The organism is Flavobacterium sp. (assembly GCF_027482425.1).
GTDB lineage: Bacteria > Bacteroidota > Bacteroidia > Flavobacteriales > Flavobacteriaceae > Flavobacterium.
Map to the genome: position 1 here is coordinate 1 of NZ_JAIXWA010000058.1, position 19,658 is coordinate 19,658.

The 19,658-nt window shown below is 42.2% G+C and carries 21 protein-coding genes and 1 tRNA gene; 10 read left to right on the forward strand and 12 right to left on the reverse strand.

All coding sequences use genetic code 11. The annotated features are described in order from the left end of the window. Window positions 1-323 precede the first annotated feature (323 nt). The gene (locus tag Q0037_RS08440; protein WP_297517199.1) at window positions 324-1,169 is read left to right on the forward strand and encodes a transketolase; all 846 of its coding nucleotides are present in this window, start codon (window positions 324-326) and stop codon (window positions 1,167-1,169) included. 13 nt (window positions 1,170-1,182) lie between these two features. Next, the gene (locus Q0037_RS08445; RefSeq protein ID WP_297517200.1) at window positions 1,183-2,136 is read left to right on the forward strand and encodes a transketolase C-terminal domain-containing protein; all 954 of its coding nucleotides are present in this window, start codon (window positions 1,183-1,185) and stop codon (window positions 2,134-2,136) included. Between the two features lie 341 nt (window positions 2,137-2,477). Here Q0037_RS08445 and Q0037_RS08450 read toward each other — a convergent pair. The 6 genes from Q0037_RS08450 to idi all read right to left on the reverse strand — a co-directional run bounded on the left by Q0037_RS08450 (window position 2,478) and on the right by idi (window position 5,371). Continuing rightward, window positions 2,478-2,551 (reverse strand) — tRNA-Thr (locus tag Q0037_RS08450). 78 nt (window positions 2,552-2,629) lie between these two features. Further along, window positions 2,630-2,896: a hypothetical protein gene (locus Q0037_RS08455; protein ID WP_297517201.1), complete on the reverse strand. Its 267-nt coding sequence runs from the start codon at window positions 2,894-2,896 to the stop codon at window positions 2,630-2,632. A 53-nt stretch (window positions 2,897-2,949) separates the two neighbouring features. Next, a complete protein-coding gene (locus Q0037_RS08460) occupies window positions 2,950-3,912 on the reverse strand; it encodes a type I phosphomannose isomerase catalytic subunit (RefSeq protein ID WP_297517202.1) in 963 nt (320 codons plus the stop codon). A gap of 60 nt (window positions 3,913-3,972) precedes the next feature. Then, window positions 3,973-4,428: a peroxiredoxin gene (locus Q0037_RS08465; protein ID WP_297517203.1), complete on the reverse strand. Its 456-nt coding sequence runs from the start codon at window positions 4,426-4,428 to the stop codon at window positions 3,973-3,975. A 2-nt stretch (window positions 4,429-4,430) separates the two neighbouring features. Next, on the reverse strand, window positions 4,431-4,841 hold the full coding sequence (locus tag Q0037_RS08470; protein WP_297517204.1) for a 6-carboxytetrahydropterin synthase: 411 nt from the start codon (window positions 4,839-4,841) through the stop codon (window positions 4,431-4,433). Window positions 4,842-4,843: 2 nt separating this feature from the next. Next, complete coding sequence (gene idi / locus Q0037_RS08475) at window positions 4,844-5,371, reverse strand: isopentenyl-diphosphate Delta-isomerase (RefSeq protein ID WP_297517205.1); 528 nt, start codon at window positions 5,369-5,371, stop codon at window positions 4,844-4,846. Between the two features lie 262 nt (window positions 5,372-5,633). Between idi and Q0037_RS08480 the strand changes: the two genes are divergently transcribed. Then, complete coding sequence (locus Q0037_RS08480; protein ID WP_297517206.1) at window positions 5,634-6,638, forward strand: bifunctional methionine sulfoxide reductase B/A protein; 1,005 nt, start codon at window positions 5,634-5,636, stop codon at window positions 6,636-6,638. A gap of 41 nt (window positions 6,639-6,679) precedes the next feature. On the opposite strand, the gene Q0037_RS08485 is transcribed toward Q0037_RS08480, so the two are convergent. From Q0037_RS08485 to Q0037_RS08495, 3 genes are all read right to left on the reverse strand, one after another. Further along, window positions 6,680-8,239, reverse strand: coding sequence for an NAD(P)/FAD-dependent oxidoreductase (locus Q0037_RS08485; protein WP_297517207.1), 1,560 nt, complete (start codon window positions 8,237-8,239; stop codon window positions 6,680-6,682). A 12-nt stretch (window positions 8,240-8,251) separates the two neighbouring features. Next, window positions 8,252-9,319 carry a DUF2891 domain-containing protein gene (locus Q0037_RS08490; RefSeq protein WP_297517208.1) on the reverse strand — a complete coding sequence of 356 codons (1,068 nt, stop codon included), beginning with the start codon at window positions 9,317-9,319 and terminating at the stop codon, window positions 8,252-8,254. A gap of 70 nt (window positions 9,320-9,389) precedes the next feature. Next, complete coding sequence (locus tag Q0037_RS08495; protein ID WP_297517209.1) at window positions 9,390-10,913, reverse strand: T9SS type A sorting domain-containing protein; 1,524 nt, start codon at window positions 10,911-10,913, stop codon at window positions 9,390-9,392. 61 nt (window positions 10,914-10,974) lie between these two features. Between Q0037_RS08495 and Q0037_RS08500 the strand changes: the two genes are divergently transcribed. Beyond that, a complete protein-coding gene (locus Q0037_RS08500) occupies window positions 10,975-11,211 on the forward strand; it encodes a hypothetical protein (RefSeq protein WP_297517210.1) in 237 nt (78 codons plus the stop codon). A 93-nt stretch (window positions 11,212-11,304) separates the two neighbouring features. Here the strand turns inward: Q0037_RS08500 and recQ are convergent, their stop codons facing one another. After that, window positions 11,305-13,500, reverse strand: a complete 2,196-nt coding sequence (recQ, locus tag Q0037_RS08505; protein ID WP_297517211.1) for a DNA helicase RecQ — start codon at window positions 13,498-13,500, stop codon at window positions 11,305-11,307. A gap of 86 nt (window positions 13,501-13,586) precedes the next feature. Between recQ and Q0037_RS08510 the strand changes: the two genes are divergently transcribed. The 5 genes from Q0037_RS08510 to Q0037_RS08530 all read left to right on the forward strand — a co-directional run bounded on the left by Q0037_RS08510 (window position 13,587) and on the right by Q0037_RS08530 (window position 16,904). Beyond that, window positions 13,587-14,552 (forward strand): SIS domain-containing protein, encoded by a 966-nt coding sequence (locus tag Q0037_RS08510; RefSeq protein WP_297517212.1) that lies wholly within the window; start codon window positions 13,587-13,589, stop codon window positions 14,550-14,552. Next, entirely contained in the window at window positions 14,552-15,361 is an 810-nt protein-coding gene (gene tatC / locus Q0037_RS08515) for a twin-arginine translocase subunit TatC (RefSeq protein ID WP_297517213.1), read from the forward strand. The genes Q0037_RS08510 and tatC overlap by 1 nt, the downstream gene beginning before the upstream one ends. Continuing rightward, a complete protein-coding gene (locus tag Q0037_RS08520) occupies window positions 15,358-15,708 on the forward strand; it encodes a carboxymuconolactone decarboxylase family protein (RefSeq protein WP_297517214.1) in 351 nt (116 codons plus the stop codon). Before tatC ends, Q0037_RS08520 begins: the two co-directional genes overlap by 4 nt. Window positions 15,709-15,780: 72 nt before the next feature. Continuing rightward, window positions 15,781-16,521 (forward strand): LPS export ABC transporter ATP-binding protein, encoded by a 741-nt coding sequence (gene lptB, locus Q0037_RS08525; protein ID WP_073363964.1) that lies wholly within the window; start codon window positions 15,781-15,783, stop codon window positions 16,519-16,521. 161 nt (window positions 16,522-16,682) lie between these two features. Next, a complete protein-coding gene (locus Q0037_RS08530; protein WP_297517215.1) occupies window positions 16,683-16,904 on the forward strand; it encodes a DUF5808 domain-containing protein in 222 nt (73 codons plus the stop codon). On the opposite strand, the gene Q0037_RS08535 is transcribed toward Q0037_RS08530, so the two are convergent. Next, the gene (locus tag Q0037_RS08535) at window positions 16,901-17,731 is read right to left on the reverse strand and encodes a GH25 family lysozyme (RefSeq protein ID WP_297517216.1); all 831 of its coding nucleotides are present in this window, start codon (window positions 17,729-17,731) and stop codon (window positions 16,901-16,903) included. The genes Q0037_RS08530 and Q0037_RS08535 overlap by 4 nt on opposite strands. 1 nt (window position 17,732) lies before the next feature. After that, window positions 17,733-18,461, reverse strand: coding sequence for a CDP-alcohol phosphatidyltransferase family protein (locus tag Q0037_RS08540; RefSeq protein WP_297517217.1), 729 nt, complete (start codon window positions 18,459-18,461; stop codon window positions 17,733-17,735). Window positions 18,462-18,673: 212 nt separating this feature from the next. Between Q0037_RS08540 and Q0037_RS08545 the strand changes: the two genes are divergently transcribed. After that, a complete protein-coding gene (locus Q0037_RS08545) occupies window positions 18,674-19,657 on the forward strand; it encodes a PorV/PorQ family protein (RefSeq protein ID WP_297517258.1) in 984 nt (327 codons plus the stop codon). The last annotated feature ends 1 nt before the right edge of the window (window position 19,658 follow it).

A 19,658-nucleotide genomic window follows, 5' to 3' on the forward strand; every position in this document is an offset into this window, starting at 1 on the left:
AATGAGACAATGTGAAATTTGATACAATACACCAAAGGTTATTTTTAGTAGGATTGCGTGAGGGATGGCAGTGGAAAGCCCACAGCGCGGAGGTACGACAAGCGCGGACTTGTAACGGACAGCCCGACCCCGCCTGACTAGAGTGAGTTGAAAGCGAAGAATGATGGCGGGGACACGCCCTAAATGAATTATAAATTATGAATTATAAATTATGAATTACGAATTATGAATTACGAATTATTAGGTAAGGAATAAGTACGTTTTAAGATTTGTATAACCCATAGAATCGGTGTACTTTTGTGCCACATTTTAATACCACAACAATGTCTAACATGCAACAACTACACGATTTAACAACACAAGTACGCCGCGACATCCTTCGTATGGTACATGCTGTAAATTCTGGTCACCCAGGGGGTTCTTTGGGTTGTGCCGAGTTTTTAGTGTGCCTTTTTCAAGAAGTGATGGAGCGCAAAGAAGGATTTGATATGAATGGTATTGGGGAGGATATTTTCTTCCTTTCCAACGGGCATATTTCTCCTGTATTTTACAGTGTACTCGCACGAAGCGGGTATTTTCCTGTAGAAGAATTGGCCACCTTCCGAAAATTAAACTCTCGTTTACAAGGCCACCCTACTACCCACGAAGGACTTCCAGGTATCCGAATGGCTTCAGGATCATTGGGTCAGGGACTTTCGGTTGCCATTGGTGCAGCAGAAGCCAAGAAATTAAATAAAGACAACAAATTAGTCTATATTTTAACCGGTGACGGTGAATTACAAGAAGGGCAAAATTGGGAAGCCATTATGTATGCGTCGGCCAAGAAAGTGGACAACCTGATTGCAACGGTGGATTACAACGGACAACAAATTGATGGTTCAACCCACGATGTGTTGTCGTTGGGGAATTTACGTGCCAAATTTGAAGCCTTTGATTGGGACGTTTTGGAAATCAAAGAAGGAAACAACATCGAAGCGATTTTAGCCGGGATGAAGGAAGCCAAAGCGAAAACAGGGAAAGGAAAACCGGTAGCCGTTTTATTGTATACCGAAATGGGGAATGGTGTCGACTTTATGATGCATACCCACGCTTGGCACGGAAAAGCACCCAATGATGCGCAACTAGAAAGTGGTTTGGCGCAAAATCCAGCAACGTTAGGAGACTATTAATTGGCAACACATCATGAAAAAATACGAAAATACAGGAAGTAAAGATACCCGCTCCGGATTTGGCGCAGGGATGACCGAATTGGGTCAGAAAAATGAAAATGTAGTCGCTTTATGTGCCGATTTAATTGGCTCGTTAAAGTTTGATGACTTCAAAAAAAACCACCCCGAACGCTTTTTCCAAGTGGGAATTGCCGAAGCTAACATGATTGGTATTGCCGCGGGGTTGACCATTGGTGGGAAAATTCCGTTTACGGGAACCTTTGCCAATTTCTCAACCGGTCGTGTCTATGACCAAATTCGTCAATCGGTAGCCTATTCGGATAAAAATGTCAAGATTTGTGCTTCGCATGCAGGTTTGACCTTAGGAGAAGATGGCGCCACCCACCAAATTCTGGAAGATATTGGATTGATGAAAATGCTCCCGGGAATGACCGTTATCAACACCTGTGACTACAACCAAACAAAAGCGGCGACGTTGGCCTTGGCCGAACATCATGGCCCTGCTTATTTGCGCTTTGGCCGTCCCGTGGTGCCTAACTTTACACCGGCAGACGAACCTTTTATCATTGGAAAAGCGATTGTATTGAATGAAGGTACCGATGTAACCATTATTGCCACTGGGCATTTGGTTTGGGAAGCATTGGTGGCCGCAGAAGCCCTTGAAGCACGCGGAATATCGGCGGAAGTAATCAATATTCACACGATTAAACCGTTGGATGAAGAAGCGATTTTAAAGTCAGTGGCCAAAACGGGTTGCGTCGTAACGGCTGAGGAACATAATTTCTTGGGCGGCTTGGGCGAGAGTGTGGCGCGAACATTGGTTTTACACTACCCTGCTCCGCAAGAGTTTGTCGCCGTAAAAGATTCGTTTGGAGAAAGTGGTACACCCGAACAATTGATGGAGAAATATGGCTTAAATAGCACTTCGATTGTGGCCGCTTGTGAAAAAGTAATCGCTCGAAAATAATCTGAAATAAAGAATAGAATATGATAAAGGCTCCTCAACAGGAGCCTTTGTTATTGATATGATAAAGAAACAGTAAAGAAACACCACAGTGTTTCTCCTATCATACCATATACAAAAAGGAACACAAATGTGTTCCTTTAAAGAGCCGATGGAGGGACTCCCCGAATCCATTGCGTTACTCGGGGTAAACTTCTCGTCCCTTTCATAAATAAGAAAAGGAACACGTTTGTGTTCCTTTAAAGAGCCGATGGAGGGACTCCCCGAATCCACTGCGTTACTCGGGATAAACTTCTCGTCCCTAGCACGAATAAAAAAAGGAACACAAAGGTGTTCCTTTTAAGAGCCGATGGAGGGACTCGAACCCACGACCTGCTGATTACAAATCAGCTGCTCTAGCCAGCTGAGCTACACCGGCGGTGTATTGTGATGCAAATATAAATTTGAATTTGAATTCTCCAAAATAATTCCATCACTTTTTGGAAAAAAATCAGTCTTACAAAGCGTTGATTTTATCAACCAATTGATTCGCAGTAGCTTCCAATTCTGTATTGATTTGCTTGAAATGCGCTTTTCTATTTTCAACGTTTTTGGCATTCACTTTTGTCATCAAATCATCAAAAGCCACTAAAGCTTCAGTGATAATGGCTTGGGTGGGTTCGGTGGGTTTACCTGCGGTGGTCATTTCCAACAAATAAACGGCTTCAATGATATCGCCCAATACGTAGTTAATGTCTTTTTTTAAGTTTCTTACACTGCCCATAATACTTGGTATTTTAAATTTGGGCAAAGGTAAGGATTATCTTCGGAATGCGGTTAGGAAATTGTGATTTCTAATAATTCGGCAATTCCTTTCAGTTGCACCGGCCCTAAAGCGGCGGGTAATAAAATCGTTGCTCCTTTGGTTATTGACATTTTTTCATCACCATACAAAAGCGTGCAATCACCCTCCATCACCATGAGAACCGTAAATGAATCGTAAGAGGAATGAACACGCACTGTATCCGTCAACGGAATAAAGGAGGTCATAAAATAAGGACATTCCACCATTACGTTAGATTCATTCTTGTTTTTGGTGTATGCTTTTTTACTTTCGGTGTGCTGGTAATTAATTGCATCAAGCGCCAATTCGGTATGCAATTCGCGTAGATTACCCTGAGCATCCCTGCGATCAAAATCATAGATACGATAGGTTATATCGGACGTTTGTTGAATTTCAGCAATTAATGTCCCCGCACCTATTGCATGCACAGTACCCGTTTCCAAGAAAAAAACATCCCCTTTTTGTACAGAATGTTTCTCCAATAAATCAACTACTTGATGTTGTATCAATGCTGTTTGATACGCTTCAACACTGGAATCTTCTTTAAATCCAACGATTAATTGTGCGCCTGAATCCGCTTGCATCACATACCACATTTCCGTTTTTCCAAACGAATTATGTCGTTCTTTTGCCAAAGTATCATTGGGATGCACCTGAATCGATAAGTCCTCACGAGCATCCAAAAACTTGAATAATAATGGAAATTGATTTCCGAATTGTGCTACCACTTTCTTACCCAAAACCGCCTCAGGATTGAGGGCAACGACCGCATTTAAATCGGTTCCTTCTAGTGCTCCATTGGCTACTACACTCACATCCCCAGGAACGGTTGAGAGTTCCCAACTTTCGCCTGAAACATGAGAAACAATAGGTTTGTGTAAAATATCACGCAATTTTGTTCCGCCCCAAATTCGTTCTTTTATAATGGGTTTGAAGACCAAAGGATACCAATTCATAGTACATGTGTATAAATGGCAAAGATACGGAGTTAGTTGTATTGACTGTAATAAACGAGGTTAAACCTTGCTTTTTAAAAAAGCTAAGGCACGCTCCATATGGCCACTCCCACGTATAGAATCAAAAATATAGTGAATCTTCTGATCGGGACCGATAACATACGTCGCACGACCATCTACCAAACCCATCAAATCTTTGGGAACACCAAACAAGGTTCGGATTTTCTTTTGGCTATCGGCCAATAGGGTAAACGGAAGTTTGTATTTGCTTTGAAAACGCACATGAGAAGCTACACCATCGGAGCTGACACCGATGACTACCGCGCCCAAATCGGTAAAATCTTGGTAGCGATCGCGAAAAGCACAGGCTTGTGTGGTACATCCTGGCGTATCATCTTTTGGGTAAAAAAAAAGGACAACCCATTGTTTCCCAAAAACCAAGGCGCTATCGAATTGTTCTCCTTGACTGTCTGTTGCAGTAAAATTCGGAACTAGAGAACCCTTTTGTAATGCCATGATTAAATGCCTTTATACGTGACAAAATTACGTGGGGTTTCATACAACACCACTTCTAAATCTTTATCCAAACCGATATGAAGACGCAATTTATTCCAAATCACAACGGCAATGTTCTCGGCGGTTGGATTCAACTCACGGAATTCGGGCACATCTAAATTGAGATTTTTGTGGTCAAACGCGTCTTCCACCAGCGTTTTCACCAAGTCGGAAATGATTTTCACATCAATAACATAACCCGTTTCAGGGTCGATTTCTCCGGTCACAGAAACAATAAGCTCATAATTATGGCCGTGAAAATTAGGATTATTGCATTTGCCAAATACCGCTTGGTTTTGCTCCATCGTCCAATCTTTTCGATACAAACGATGCGCCGCGTTGAAGTGAGCTTTTCGGGATACAGTAACGCGCATGATTATAATTTATGGTCTTCGAGGTAATGATAAAATTCGTCAAATATGATTTTAAACCATACGGTATAAAACTCAGGATGGTTTTTCATGTCTTCGCGAATGGCCTCGATGTCCATCCATTTCCAACGTTCTACTTCTTCAGGATTGATAGCAGGTTCACCGTTGTAATACCCGATCATCACATGATCCAGTTCGTGTTCGGTCAACCCATTATCGAAAGGCGCTTTGTAGATAAAATGAAACAATTCTTTTAATTCGGTTACAAAACCCATTTCCTCCTCCAAACGTCTTTTGCCCGCTTGAATATTGGTTTCACCCGCCCGTTGATGACTGCAACAAGTATTCGTCCAAAGTAATGGCGAATGGTATTTGTGATGCGCCCGTTGTTGCAACATCACTTCATTTTTATCATTTAAAACAAAAACAGAAAATGCGCGATGTAACACGGCTTTTTCGTGGGCTTCCAACTTATTCATCAAACCAATAGGCTCATCGTTGGCGTTGACTAAAATGACTTGTTCTTCTTTCATAGCGGGATGTCTAGGGTCAAAAGTACAATAATTCTCGTGTAATTTTGTCGAAGCTTTACAAACAAGCGTTAAACTTTCCTTAAAGCATCGCCCTTTATAAACTAAAATACGATTTGAAACGTAATTGCTTGATACCTTTGTAGGGTAAAGTATTGAAAACATGAAAAAAATATATTGTTTATTACTCAGCTTAAGCTTATTGACCACAACGGCTTGTGGTCAAAATCAGCCGCAACAATCTCAAAAAACAAAAAAAACGACGATGGAAAATACAATTCAAAAACCCGAAAATCCATATTACTCTAATACCGATACAAGCAAATTAGTTTTATCTGATGCGGAATGGAAAAAAGTGCTCCCCCCCGACCTTTATGAAGTAGCGCGTCATGCTGATACGGAACGTGCCTTCACGGGGTCAATGTGGAAAAGTGAAACCAAAGGCACCTATTATTGTGCGGCTTGTGGCAACAAACTGTTTCGCTCCCAACAAAAATTTGTCAGCAGTTGCGGTTGGCCGAGTTTCTTTGAACAAGACAATCCCAAAAGCATTTGGTTCCGACCTGATAATTCCTACGGTATGCAACGGGTTGAAGCATTATGCAGTCGTTGCGACAGCCACTTAGGTCATTTGTTTGACGACGGACCCGAACCCACAGGAAAACGCTATTGTATGAATGCCGTTTCGCTTGATTTTGTACCCGATTCGGCTGAGAAAGCAGCGCAATTGAAAACGGTAGTCTTAGGAGGTGGTTGTTTTTGGTGTGTTGAAGCCGTGTACCAAAATTTGAATGGGGTTGAAAAAGTGGTTTCAGGCTATGCGGGAGGCACTGTGGAGAATCCGAGTTATGAAGAAGTTTGTACCGGCCGAACGGGAGCTGCAGAAGTAGTAGAAATCACCTACAATCCCAACGTAATAAGTTTAGATGAAATTTATCAAGTGTTCTTTACCGTACATGACCCTACGACCCTGAACCGACAAGGAGGCGATGTGGGTACCCAATACCGCTCCGTGATTTTTTATAAAAATGAGGATGAAAAAAAGGAAGCGCAAGCGTTGATTGACGAGTTGAACTTTAAAAACGTATATCCTTCGAAGATTGTAACCACATTAGAACCCCTCAAAAAATTCTGGGCCGCAGAGGAGTACCATCAAAATTACTACGCCAACAATGCTAACAAACCCTATTGTCAAATGGTCGTTCGCCCCAAAGTGGAAAAATTTGAAAAAGTGTTTAAAGACCGCTTGAAAAATAAGAAGATACAGTAATTGATAAGCCCCAAAAAGTTAGCTACTCTTTGGGGTAATTTTTATTCTAACGATTCAGCGATTTTAAGCGCACATTTCTCTCCATCAATAGCCGCGGAGATAATTCCTCCTGCATAGCCCGCACCTTCCCCACAGGGATATAAGCCTTTGATTTGAAGATGTTCTAAGGTTATGGGATCACGAGGAATCCTTACGGGTGAGGAAGTTCGACTCTCGGGGGCATGCAAAATAGCGTCATTCGTAAAATAGCCTTTCATCGATTTTCCAAAGTGCACAAAACCTTCCCGCATGATTTGGGTTAAAAAAGGCGGAAACACCTCACCCAACTCTACCGAAGTTGTACCCGGCACATAGGAGGTTTTGGGTATATCGGCGGACACCTTTTTTTGTGAAAAATCAACCATGCGTTGGGCTGGAACTCTCTGCGTTTGACCCGCCAATCGGAAAGCGCGCTGCTCGATATCTTTTTGAAATTCCATACCGGCTAAGGGTCCAAATTTGGCAAAGGGTTTGAAATCCTCAAGTCGCAATTCAACAACTATACCCGAGTTGGCCGTTGCCTGATCGCGTTTAGAAGGCGACCACCCGTTGGTTACCACTTCCCTGGGACTCGTAGCACATGGGGCAATCACGCCACCGGGACACATACAAAACGAATACATCCCGCGCCCGTTTACTTGTTTGACAATCGCATAAGGAGCCGGCGGTAAGTAATCCCCACGAAAATCACAGGAATATTGAATTTGGTCAATTAACGTTTGCGGATGTTCCGCGCGAACGCCTAAAGCAAAAGGCTTGGCTTCGATAAGGATTTTTTTTCGATCGAGTAATTCAAAAATATCGCGTGCCGAATGGCCTGTCGCTAAAATCAGTTTCTTTGCTTCAATGCGTTGCCCATTTTGGAGTTGAACTCCTTGCACTTCGCCATTCGCAACCAAAATATCGGTTACACGAGATTCAAACAACACTTCGCCCCCAAAATGGATAATGGCTTCGCGAATATCTTGGATAATTTGGGGTAATTTATTGGTACCTATGTGCGGATGGGCTTCGACCAAAATTTCGGGGGAAGCGCCAAAACCCACCAACAATCGAAGAATACGATCGACATCGCCTCGCTTCTTCGAACGCGTATACAACTTCCCATCGGAATAGGTTCCTGCCCCTCCTTCGCCAAAACAATAATTGGAATCTTGATCCACCACATGATCGCGATTGATGGCTTTCAAGTCCCGTCGGCGACCGCGAACATCTTTCCCACGCTCCACCACGATGGGTTTTAAACCTAATTCGATTAACTGCAAGGCGGCAAACAATCCCGCAGGACCCGCTCCAATAATGATTACAGGGGTTTTGTGGGCCACATTAGGGTAATCGGGTAAGCGAACCTCCTCTTCGGTGATGGCTTCCCCTTGGAAATAAATGGCTGCTTTAATGTTGATTTTTATAGCGCGTTGGCGGGCATCGATACTCCGTTTTCGAACGATAACGTGTTGAATATCTTGGAGACCAACTTGCATAAGACGCGCAACATGTAGCTGTAGCAATTCAGGTTGTGCAGCGACATCGGGAGTGACTTGAAATTGAAGTTCACGTGGCATGGAGCAAAAGTACTACTTTTCTAACGTTCCTTGGGCTTCAAAAGCATACAAAGCAAAAGACGCCAACCAATGTTCGCCTTCGTAATTGCCATCCACAATGGCAGGCAAAGAAAAATTGAGGTGACTTTGTGCTAACGCTTTCAAATGGGGTAATTCTTTTGGAAAAGCATGGGCTAAATAATATAAATTCCACGCCCGACTAAAATTTAAACCGTCTAAATGCACGAGATGACCGTCGGTGCGATCGCTCACCTTGCCCGGTTCCCAGGTATAATTTTTACGAAATAAATCGGGAGCAAAGGCTTTCAACCATTTCATGAAAGCGTTGGGTTCCATAATCCGTTGCATCAATCCGATTTCTTCCATACAAGGCGACAAGAAATCGGTTCCACTCGGCTCCCAAGTAAAGGGACAATTTTGATCGTTTATAAAAAGACGAAGCGCGTTGTGACGTAAACATTGTTGTAAGGCAATATTATTGGAATAAACGGCATAATCCCAGGCCAAAGCCATTCCAAAGGCCGTGTTGGTATGCGTACCTACGCGAAGGGCATAATTAAGTTTGGGTAAAAATTCTATATAACGCTCGCATAGCAATTGAGATAGCGGTTTCAAATTATATCCCAAAGTATTCAAGGCGGCATCGTTGCTACGTTCCAGCTCCATTTGCAACTTTAACACCCACGCCCATCCATAGGTTCGCTCAAACGATTTCTCATGCTTTTTGGAAAGGTAAGCTATTTCTGCATCAATATTGGCTTTGCTAAGATTGGTTTGTAGTTTTTCTATAATTTGATTTCGGTTGTCCAATTGCGGAAAATGATTTAGCAAGTAGACCAAGCTCCAATGCCCATGCACGGCCGAATGCCAATCAAAACAACCATAAAAGGCGGGATGTAAGGTTTTTGGAGAACCCAATTCGGTAGCGTCGATGAGTAGTTGATTTAACTTATTTGGATATTCTTGCTGCAAACATTTTAGGGGTAAACGAGCTAAACCATTGGCGCGATCTAATGTTAGCTCTTGGGCCATTCCAAAAAGTGTAAACAGAAATGCAACACCTACTATATGAATGTTCATGGGCGATTTTTTTTTAATATAAAAAAAGTCGGTAATACAACCGACTTTTTTTAAGATAATTATTAATGTGCTATTGTTTCACAAATTTCGTAGTGGAAACCCCTTTGTCCGTGGTCCATTGAATCAAATATAACCCCGAAGCTAAGTCACCCACCGGAATAGAAGAAACCGTTGTCGCTTTGGCAATATTTTTCACAAGTGTCCCTTGTACGTTGTAAATCGTTATTGATTGAAGGGTTATATTTTGATCATTTTGAATGTACAATACATCTTGTACGGGGTTGGGATAAACCCCTACAACTCCTGCTGTGAGTTCGGTAGTTCCTAAAGCCACATTACTTTCCATGTAATCGGGAGTTCCATTGCCATTGGTATCATCATCGGCTGGATTGCCATTCCCATTGTAATCTTCTAAATAGGTCAAAACTCCATCACCATCATCATCGTTATCCAAATAATTAGGAATACCATCGGCATCAGTATCTAATAATGAATTTTGAACCGCATTGGCATTCATTCTTGGAAAAACGTATTCTAAATTCGTAAGAATCATATCGCCGTCATCATCATTGTCGCTATAATTTGGAATTCCATCTCCATCGGTATCATCATTAGCCAAATTCGTATCGCCATTCAAATCCTCTAAAGCAGTAGGCACAGTATCTGCATCCACATCAATGGCACAATCAATAGCTTGTAACGTCACTGGTTTGATTTGCCCATTAAAAGCCGCATAAACCACTTGATTGGAAGAAATCGAAGTATAGACTGATCCAGTAATTGGATTGGCTTGAAGAGTAGCATCGGTTAACGTTTGATATAATACAACAGACGACGGATTGGAGGGAGCCAAATCATTTTGAAGGGTAGCCAAAAGGTATTCACCAATACCATCGTTGTTTGCGTCACAAACTACATAATTATAATTGGAAAAATACCCCGGTCTTGAAAATCGCCACGCTTCTTGAGATGCCGCCCAGAATCCAGTATTACGACCAGGAGGTGCAATTCCATTAGCCCCTGTGGCATCTATGAGCCCCGTTACAGTTCGACCAGCATTGGAGTTAGGACACGCTTGTTTGTCGATAAGAATGACATCGATAAGATTGGATGTTTCATGTAAAACAATTTGAAATGTACTGCGTCGGGTTGAACAAGCAAATAAAGCATTTTGATAATAATATACTACAAATTTTCGATACGGAGCCGTACCATAGATTCCATATCCAATAAAACCTCCTGTCGTGTTATACAAATCTTGATAGGCTCCTAGAATAGAATTTTTTACTGGAAATGTAGTATTTGGAATAGCTATTGAAAAGGAAAACGGCGAAAATAAATTTGCACTCGAACTTCTAAAATCAATATATCCATTGGTACTAATCACCACTTGATTGTAAGTGGTACCATAATAATCAAACGAAAAAGGAAGGGGTATCAATCCAGAACACATATCATCATTGGTATTGATATTGGTCATTGATCCTTGAAAAGGGATATAAGGAAATGCATTGACCGTATAATTCCCTTGAGCTTGACTTTGATTTATGCTAAGAAGCATAAATAATAGAATTAAAATGTACTTTTGTTTCATTGGTTTAGTTTGTTTTTTCAAATGTATAAAAAAAACATAACTACTGAAAATTAAATACTTAATGAATCGTAACATCAAACTCATTTGGGATTTCCGAGGACTCACCTCGGCTAAAACCGCAGAACACCATGAAATCCATTTAAAGGAATACATTCGTAGAGAACAATTACCCCTTGAAATTACTGGGTTTGAAATTTTCCATGAAATGCACGCCATTGCCTACTTAGTGGTTCCTGAATCGTATATGATTTCGATACGAGATGCGTTGAAACCGCACCGGGGAGAGGTGTATGAATGAAAAATTATGAATTATGAATTATGAATTTTAAATTAAAAAAACCGCAATTCAATTGCTTGAATTGCGGTTCCAAACCTTGTGTGTAGTTTGTACCTAATTAGCTACTTCGCTGATAAATTTAATGCGCATCAAACGAAGTTCCTCAATATCATAGTCGCCGTCAAACTCACGTAAGGCATCTTCAATTCGATCGGTTTCGGACTCCATAAAGTACTCATGAATTTCCTCTTGTTGGTCCTCGTCAAGTATTTCATCAATCCAATATCCAATATTCAATTTCGTTCCCGAATAGACGATCTGCTCCATTTCTTTCATTAAAGTATCCATATTCATGCCTTTGGCGGAAGCAATATCTTCGAGGGACAATTTTCGGTCGATATTTTGAATGATATACAATTTGTTGGAGGAGTTGGCTCCTGTAGATTTCACGACCAAATCATCGGGACGAATAATTTCATTATCGTCAACATAACGGGCAATCAAAGTCACAAAATCTTTACCGTACTTTTTTGCTTTACCCTCTCCTACACCATGAATATTGGTCAATTCGTCAATGTTTATAGGATATTTTAGCGCCATATCTTCCAAGGAGGGATCCTGAAACACCACAAAGGGAGGTACGCCCAACTGTTTGGCTACTTTTTTACGCAACTCTTTCAGCATGGCCATTAAGGCTTCATCTGCGGTTCCCGTTGCTTTGGAAGCGGCTACAATCGTTTCGTCTTCGCTTTCACTATACTCATGGTCTTCCGACATCATAAACGAATGCGGAGAGGCGATAAACGCATGACCTTTTTCAGACACTTTTAAGATACCGTAGGTTTCTATATCCTTGAGTAACAAACCGTCGACCAATACTTGACGAATAAGCGCCATCCAGTAGCGTTCGTCAAATGCTTTTCCACAACCAAAAAAGGGTTGGGTATCGGTACGATGCGCTTTGATAATGGCATTGACTCGGCCGATAAGTGTAAAGACAATCTCTTTGGACTTGTACAAATGCTTAGTGTCGCGTACAACTTCTAAAAGCATTTTGACTTGAGTTTGGGCTTCGTTTTTGGATTTGGGATTGCGCACATTATCATCCATATCGGCGCCTTCCCCGGTTTCAGCATCAAATTCTTCTCCGAAATAGTGGAGTAAAAATTTACGGCGCGACATGGAAGTCTCTGCGTAGGCGACTACTTCTTGAAGCAACGCAAATCCTATTTCTTGTTCAGCCACAGGTTTTCCGGCCATAAACTTTTCGAGTTTTTCAACATCCTTATAAGAATAGTAGGCAATACAATGGCCTTCACCACCATCACGACCCGCACGACCCGTTTCTTGGTAATAACTTTCTAAGGATTTTGGAATATCGTGGTGAATCACAAAACGCACATCGGGCTTATCAATTCCCATTCCAAAGGCAATCGTTGCCACGACCACTTCAACATCTTCCATCAAAAACATATCTTGGTGTTTGGCACGTGTTTTTGCATCGAGTCCCGCGTGATACGGTACTGCACTAATGCCATTCACCTGCAATACTTGAGCTATTTCCTCTACTTTTTTGCGGCTCAAACAATAAACAATACCCGACTTTCCTTTGTTCTGTTTGATAAAACGAATGATGTCGGCCTCCACATTTTTGGTTTTGGTTCGAACTTCATAAAACAAATTGGGTCGATTGAACGAGGCTTTATAAACGGTAGCATCGGTCATATCTAAGTTTTTGAGGATATCTTCTTGGACTTTGGGTGTCGCTGTAGCCGTCAAACCAATCACAGGAATATTCCCCAATTGCTTGATAATGGCACGTAAATTACGGTATTCAGGACGGAAATCATGACCCCATTCCGAAATACAATGCGCTTCATCAATGGCTACAAAAGAGATAGGGACCGATTGTAAAAACTCAACGTATTCTTCTTTTGTAAGTGATTCTGGGGCCACATACAACAACTTGGTTACACCCGTGGCAATATCTTTTTTCACCTGATTAACTTCCGTTTTGTTCAAGGAAGAATTAAGCACGTGCGCCACACCCTCGGTTGCCGAAAGACTGCGAATCGCATCGACTTGATTTTTCATCAAAGCAATCAAAGGAGACACTACAATGGCGGTTCCTTCTTGAATCAAGGCTGGCAATTGATAACAGAGTGACTTTCCGCCTCCCGTAGGCATAATCACAAACGTATTTTGCTTATCAATCACACTTCGAATCACACGCTCTTGCAACCCTTTGAATTGGGAAAATCCAAAATACTTCTTTAATGCTGCGTGGATGTCAATTTCGTTGGAATTCATTCTTTAATTACAGGTATTTTTATCTAAATTTGCAACCATAAATATACAATAAACTTCTGTACGTACAAATTTTATAACATTTCATTTTGATAACGAAAGAAGCCTTAGTTGAGAGTGCACGACGCACCTTAGTATCAGAGAGTGTCTCGATTGCCAAACTCGCTGAATTTCTGGATGATTCCTTTGTCGCTGTGGTGGAACTCCTGTTTCAAACCCAAGGACGTTTGGTTGTAACAGGAATTGGAAAAAGTGCCATCATAGCCCAAAAAATTGTCGCTACCCTCAATTCTACGGGAACTCCTGCCCTCTTTCTCCATGCTTCCGAAGCGATTCATGGCGACTTAGGGATGGTGCAACCGGGCGACCCTGTGTTGTGTATTTCCAAAAGTGGAAACAGTCCCGAGATCAAAGTATTGGTACCTTTGTTAAAACGTCAAGGCAACGTACTTATAGGAATGACAGGTAATCCTGAATCCTATTTGGGTAAAGCGTCTGATTATGTATTGAATACCTGGGTAGAACGGGAATCGGACCCCAATAATTTGGCCCCCACCAACAGTACTACGGCACAATTAGCAATGGGCGATGCTATCGCCGTTTGTTTAATTGAAATGCGACATTTTACCGCAGAAGATTTTGCATTGTACCATCCGGGAGGTGCCTTGGGAAAAAAACTTTTACTGAAGGTAAACGACCTCCTCGATACGGCTCATCGTCCTGTAGTGGAGCCGAATTCGGATATCAAACAAGTGATTGTATCCATTTCTGAAGGCCGTTTAGGAGTAACCGCTGTGCTAGAAGAAGAACAAGTGATTGGAATTATCACCGATGGAGATATTCGACGTATGTTGAATAAAACGGAAACGATTACGGGGTGGAAAGCGCGAGATATTATGACCATCAACCCCAAAACAATCGCGCCCGATACGCTAGTGGTGGATGCTTTAAATCGAATGGAACAGTATGCAATTACCCAATTGGTTGTGGTGGAAGGTACGCACTATCTTGGCGTGATTCATTTGCATGATATTTTAAAAGAAGGCGTCGTCTAATGGCAAAAAAAGCACACAAAGACATGTCCTTCATGGAACATTTAGAGGAATTACGATGGGTGTTGGTTCGGTGCTCGTTGGCTACGGTAATTATGGCTTTTGCCACCTATATGGTCAATGACTTCTTATTCAATACCGTAATTTTCGGTCCTACGAAAGCCGAATTTGTAACGTACCGTTTTTTTTGTGATGCCTCAAAGTATTTAGGTATTGCTGAGAACATATGCATCACTGATTTGGACTTTAAAATCCAAAACACCTCGATGGAGGGACAAATCAATACCTTTATTTGGATATGTATCACGGCGGGATTCATTCTGGCCTTTCCTTACATTATTTACCAATTTTGGAATTTTATCAGTCCCGCCCTCTATGAAAAAGAGCGAAAAAGTGCCAAAGCCTTTATTATCGTATCGTCGCTTCTGTTCTTTTTAGGGGTGTTGTTTGGGTATTTTGTAATAATACCGATGACCATCAACTTTGTGTCGACGTTTCAAATAAGTACCGCCGTAGTCAACGAATTCAACCTAGAGTCCTACACCAGCATGATCAAGAGTTCGGTTTTGGTCAGTGGATTGTTTTTTGAATTGCCGGTCATCATTTACTTTTTAACCAAATTGGGATTAATCACGGTTGCCTTTTTGCGCAAATACCGGCGTTATGCCATTGTAATTGTATTAATTATTGCCGCAATAGTCACGCCACCTGATGTGGTGAGTCAGGTTACCGTATCTATACCGATGCTCTTGGTGTTTGAAGCTAGTGTGGTAATTGCAGGAATAGTAGAAAAAAGAAGATTAAAATCATGAGTAATCTTGTAGAAGAATTTAACAGTTATCGTTCGAAAATGAACGAAAAATTGATGGCTGACAACAATTTGGTCGTCAAACGCATATTTAATTTAGACACTAACGCTTATGCCGAGGGAGCTTTGGATGTTAAAACCAAAGAACTCCTAGGTTTGGTGGCTTCTACCGTTTTGCGTTGCGATGACTGCATCAAATACCATTTGGAGACTGCCTACAAACAAGGGGTTTCAAAAGCTGAAATGATGGAAGCCATGGGAATTGCCACGTTGGTTGGAGGCACCATTGTGATTCCGCATTTGCGTCGTGCTTACGAATTTTGGGAAGCTTTGGAAACGCAAGAACCCTAATCATTTAACACTTTATTGGGCGATTAACACGATGAAAAAGTAGTAATTTGACCCCTAAACGTTTGCTTACTTATGAAATTACGCGCAGAACAGCTAATTAAAACCTATAAAAAACGAACCGTCGTAAAAGGCATTTCGGTGGAAGTAAACCAAGGCGAAATTGTAGGACTACTGGGTCCGAATGGCGCTGGAAAAACCACTTCCTTCTATATGATTGTAGGGTTGGTAAAACCCAATTCGGGGACCATTTACCTGGACGATTTGAACATTACGGAATTTCCGATGTACAAACGCGCCCAACACGGTATTGGTTATTTGGCGCAGGAAGCGTCGGTTTTTCGCAAGTTGAGTGTGGAAGACAACATCATGAGTGTATTGCAATTGACCTCACTTTCGAAAGCCGAACAAGAGGCCAAAATGGAGAGTTTGTTGGACGAATTCAGCTTGCAACATATTCGCACCAACCGTGGAGATTTGCTTTCGGGAGGGGAACGACGACGTACGGAGATTGCGCGTGCCTTGGCGACAGACCCTAAATTTATACTTTTGGACGAACCATTTGCAGGGGTTGACCCCGTTGCGGTAGAAGACATTCAGCGCATTGTAGCCCAATTACGTAATAAAAACATCGGTATTTTAATCACCGACCACAACGTACAAGAAACCCTAGCCATTACCGATAAAACCTACTTAATGTTTGAAGGTGGCATTTTAAAAGCCGGTGTTCCCGAAGAATTGGCGGCCGATGAAATGGTACGGAAGGTATACTTGGGACAAAACTTTGAGTTGCGTAAAAAGAAACTCGAATTTTAACACCCGCCCAATGCGGCTCCCGAATCGCGTGAAGGATTGCAGCAAGTACCCACCGGACGTAAGGGAGGTGCGTACTGCGGAAAGCCTGACCCCGAGGAACCTGAACTTCACATAGCATTTGCGCACTATCACCGAGGGGGCACGCCCAAAAAATGTATGCTATGAACCCCATTTCTAAAGAAACGCATCAATCATGGATGGAAGACCCCAAAAATTGGCGTTGGGGAGGATTAATCTATCATAATTCGGAGGACCCACGGTATTTTCCACCCAAACCCATTGAATGGATGGGATGGATGGTGAATTTTGCGCATCCGAAGGCTGTGCTCGCTTTAGTGCTTTTGCTCGTCGTAATATTGCTTCCGGTTTGGTTTTTGGACTAAGGGTGTACGAGGTATTCAAGCATTTTGGGGGTACCATTGTACAAATTGACATCGACTTTTTCGGGAATTCCTTCGACCCTTCCTTTTTCGGAAAACTGCCAAAACAACCACTCTGACTGTAGGGTCTCGGCAAAGAAATTGTAATTGGCCACCCAAAAAGTATACGCTGAAAATTCTTCCTTTAAAAAATCTTCATAGAAGCGCTGCCCTGAATAAATAATCGGTTTCCGACGGTAATGCTTTTCGACAGCATCAAGCCATTTTTGCAAACCCATTTTCAGACGCTCCATCGATTGATTTTCGGGCAATTGTTCAATATCCAACACGGGGGGAAGATCGCCCGGCTGCAACAAAACGGTGGCGATAAATTTACGGGCTTGCTCCAATGAATTTTCGTCGGGACGGTAGTAATGATAGGCACCACGTATGTACTTTTTTGCTCCTTTCCAGTTAGTCTCAAATTGCGCATCTTTTCGGTCACTACCACAGGTTGCGCGCACAAATACAAACCGAATTGGACGTCCTTCGAGCGAATCAACAGCCTCCCAATCGATGCTTCCTTGGTATTCTGAAACATCGAGGCCGACACAACGATCGGGGTATTTTTGAAGGATTTGAAAAATACGGGCTTCGGCGACTTTGTCTTCTTGGAGACTGTGTTTGGACTTGAAGCTGAAGTAATACAAAAGCGCGTCACGGTAGTGGAGTACTACTCCTGCGGTAAATAAGAGGACAAAACCCCAAATAAGCACTTTAGCCCACGAAAAACGAGAAGCGGAAGTGGATTTACGACGAACGGGAGATTTTTTGCGCGGTGTGGCTGCCATGCTATTTTTTTATTCCTAACGGTGGGCGAGAAAAAAACGTATACAAGACTGACACAATAACGTAGGAAAGAATAATTAAAGGGACCGCCACTATTTTTAAAAAAACGAGTAAAAGAATTGCGTAGACCACAAAACCCAATTGCAATTTGTAGGCGCTGACACTAAATTTTTTGATTTTTAGGGAGAAAAGCGGAATCGGTGCATTCATCATCCCTGAACTCAGCAGGGTGATTCCGATTAAAACCCACGGCTGTTGCAACCCAACAAACCAAATTGGGTTTGGCGCATACCGAATCACAAGAGGTAAACTCATAATAAATAAAGCATTGGCTGGAGTGGGCAACCCAATAAAAGAATCGGATTGACGGGTATCAATATTAAAATTAGCCAAGCGATAACAAGCGCCCAAAGTGATGAGGAATCCGAGGTAGGGAAAGAATCCATGAATCGGCATCGGAAACGCATGCCCACTCAACATACACATCATCACATACCCTGGGACAACACCACTAGTCACCATATCGGCTAACGAATCGAGTTGCACCCCCAAGGGTCCTGCTACTCCTAACTTACGCGCGAAAAACCCATCAAAAAAGTCAAAAAAGATACCGAGACACACCCAGGAAAAGGCGCCTTCAAAATTGAATTCAGCCGCGTGTTGGAGTGCAATGCAACCGCAAAGCAAGTTGAGAAGAGTGAGAAAATTGGGAAGGTGTTTAAGCAACGCCATGCACTTGAATTTAAATCACAAAGGTAGCACAATAAGTGTATCTACAAACACGTTTAAAGACGTAGTTTTCGACAGTTTGTATGTTGGAAACCGCTCAGAAAATTGCTACTTTTGAAAAAAAATTGCGCTTGAAAAAAATTGCTCCATGGGTATTGTTTTGGATTGCAGGGGTTTCCTTTGGCCAATCGGTACGGAAATATTCCAATGAATTTTTGAACATTGGAGTAGATGCCGCTGCTTTTGGTATGGCCAATGCAGTCGTTGCGCAAACGCAGGATGTGAACTCAGTGTACTGGAATCCCGCGGGTTTGGTCCATTTGGAAGACGGACAAGCAGCAGCAATGCACGCCAGTTATTTTGCCAATATCGCCCAATACGATTACGCGGCGTTTGCCCAACCCATCGATACGGAGAGTGCTTGGGGAATTTCGGTCATTCGCTTTGGAGTTGATGATATTTTGAATACGACGCAATTGATTGACAGTCAGGGAAACATTGACTACAATCGCATCAGTAAATTCTCAACCGCCGATTACGCCTTCACCCTCTCCTACGCCCGCAAATTAAAAATTCCTGGATTCCAATACGGCATTAATGCCAAAGTCATCCGACGTACGATTGGTGATTTTGCTAGTTCCTGGGGTTTCGGATTTGATTTAGGACTACAATGGGACCGTGACGATTGGAATTTCGGACTCATGGTGCGGGATATTACAACTACTTACAATGTGTGGGCCATCAATGAAGAGGCTTTTAAGAGCATTCAAGGGGCGGTGGCTGGACAAAACCAGGAACTCCCCGAAAGCACCGAAATTACGGCTCCGAAAGCGCAATTTGGGGTATCGCGAGCCTTTGATTTACACAACGAAACCTATTTGCGGGTGTCGGGCAACCTCAACATGCAGTTTACCAAAACCAACGATATTTTAGCTACCGATGTGGTAAGTATTGATCCAGCTTTAGGGTTGGAATACAATTACACCGACTTGATTTTTGTTCGTGCTGGATTGGGGAATTTCCAAAATGTAACCCAAATTGATGGGAGTCGTCGTATTGGATTCCAACCCAATATTGGCATTGGATTCAAGTACAAAGGCATTCAAATTGATTATGCACTCACCGATTTGGGCGACCAAAGTGCGGCGTTATACTCCAATATATTTTCTGTGAAAGTTGATTTTAGTATTTTCCGTTAAG

Coding starts and splice junctions, on each gene's coding strand:
- Q0037_RS08440 (WP_297517199.1), top strand. CDS start 324: ATGTCTAACATGCAACAACTACACGATTTAACAACACAAGTACGCCGC.
- Q0037_RS08445 (WP_297517200.1), top strand. CDS start 1,183: ATGAAAAAATACGAAAATACAGGAAGTAAAGATACCCGCTCCGGATTT.
- Q0037_RS08455 (WP_297517201.1), bottom strand. CDS start 2,896: ATGGGCAGTGTAAGAAACTTAAAAAAAGACATTAACTACGTATTGGGC.
- Q0037_RS08460 (WP_297517202.1), bottom strand. CDS start 3,912: ATGAATTGGTATCCTTTGGTCTTCAAACCCATTATAAAAGAACGAATT.
- Q0037_RS08465 (WP_297517203.1), bottom strand. CDS start 4,428: ATGGCATTACAAAAGGGTTCTCTAGTTCCGAATTTTACTGCAACAGAC.
- Q0037_RS08470 (WP_297517204.1), bottom strand. CDS start 4,841: ATGCGCGTTACTGTATCCCGAAAAGCTCACTTCAACGCGGCGCATCGT.
- idi (WP_297517205.1), bottom strand. CDS start 5,371: ATGAAAGAAGAACAAGTCATTTTAGTCAACGCCAACGATGAGCCTATT.
- Q0037_RS08480 (WP_297517206.1), top strand. CDS start 5,634: ATGGAAAATACAATTCAAAAACCCGAAAATCCATATTACTCTAATACC.
- Q0037_RS08485 (WP_297517207.1), bottom strand. CDS start 8,239: ATGCCACGTGAACTTCAATTTCAAGTCACTCCCGATGTCGCTGCACAA.
- Q0037_RS08490 (WP_297517208.1), bottom strand. CDS start 9,319: ATGAACATTCATATAGTAGGTGTTGCATTTCTGTTTACACTTTTTGGA.
- Q0037_RS08495 (WP_297517209.1), bottom strand. CDS start 10,913: ATGAAACAAAAGTACATTTTAATTCTATTATTTATGCTTCTTAGCATA.
- Q0037_RS08500 (WP_297517210.1), top strand. CDS start 10,975: ATGAATCGTAACATCAAACTCATTTGGGATTTCCGAGGACTCACCTCG.
- recQ (WP_297517211.1), bottom strand. CDS start 13,500: ATGAATTCCAACGAAATTGACATCCACGCAGCATTAAAGAAGTATTTT.
- tatC (WP_297517213.1), top strand. CDS start 14,552: ATGGCAAAAAAAGCACACAAAGACATGTCCTTCATGGAACATTTAGAG.
- Q0037_RS08520 (WP_297517214.1), top strand. CDS start 15,358: ATGAGTAATCTTGTAGAAGAATTTAACAGTTATCGTTCGAAAATGAAC.
- lptB (WP_073363964.1), top strand. CDS start 15,781: ATGAAATTACGCGCAGAACAGCTAATTAAAACCTATAAAAAACGAACC.
- Q0037_RS08530 (WP_297517215.1), top strand. CDS start 16,683: ATGAACCCCATTTCTAAAGAAACGCATCAATCATGGATGGAAGACCCC.
- Q0037_RS08535 (WP_297517216.1), bottom strand. CDS start 17,731: ATGGCAGCCACACCGCGCAAAAAATCTCCCGTTCGTCGTAAATCCACT.
- Q0037_RS08540 (WP_297517217.1), bottom strand. CDS start 18,461: ATGGCGTTGCTTAAACACCTTCCCAATTTTCTCACTCTTCTCAACTTG.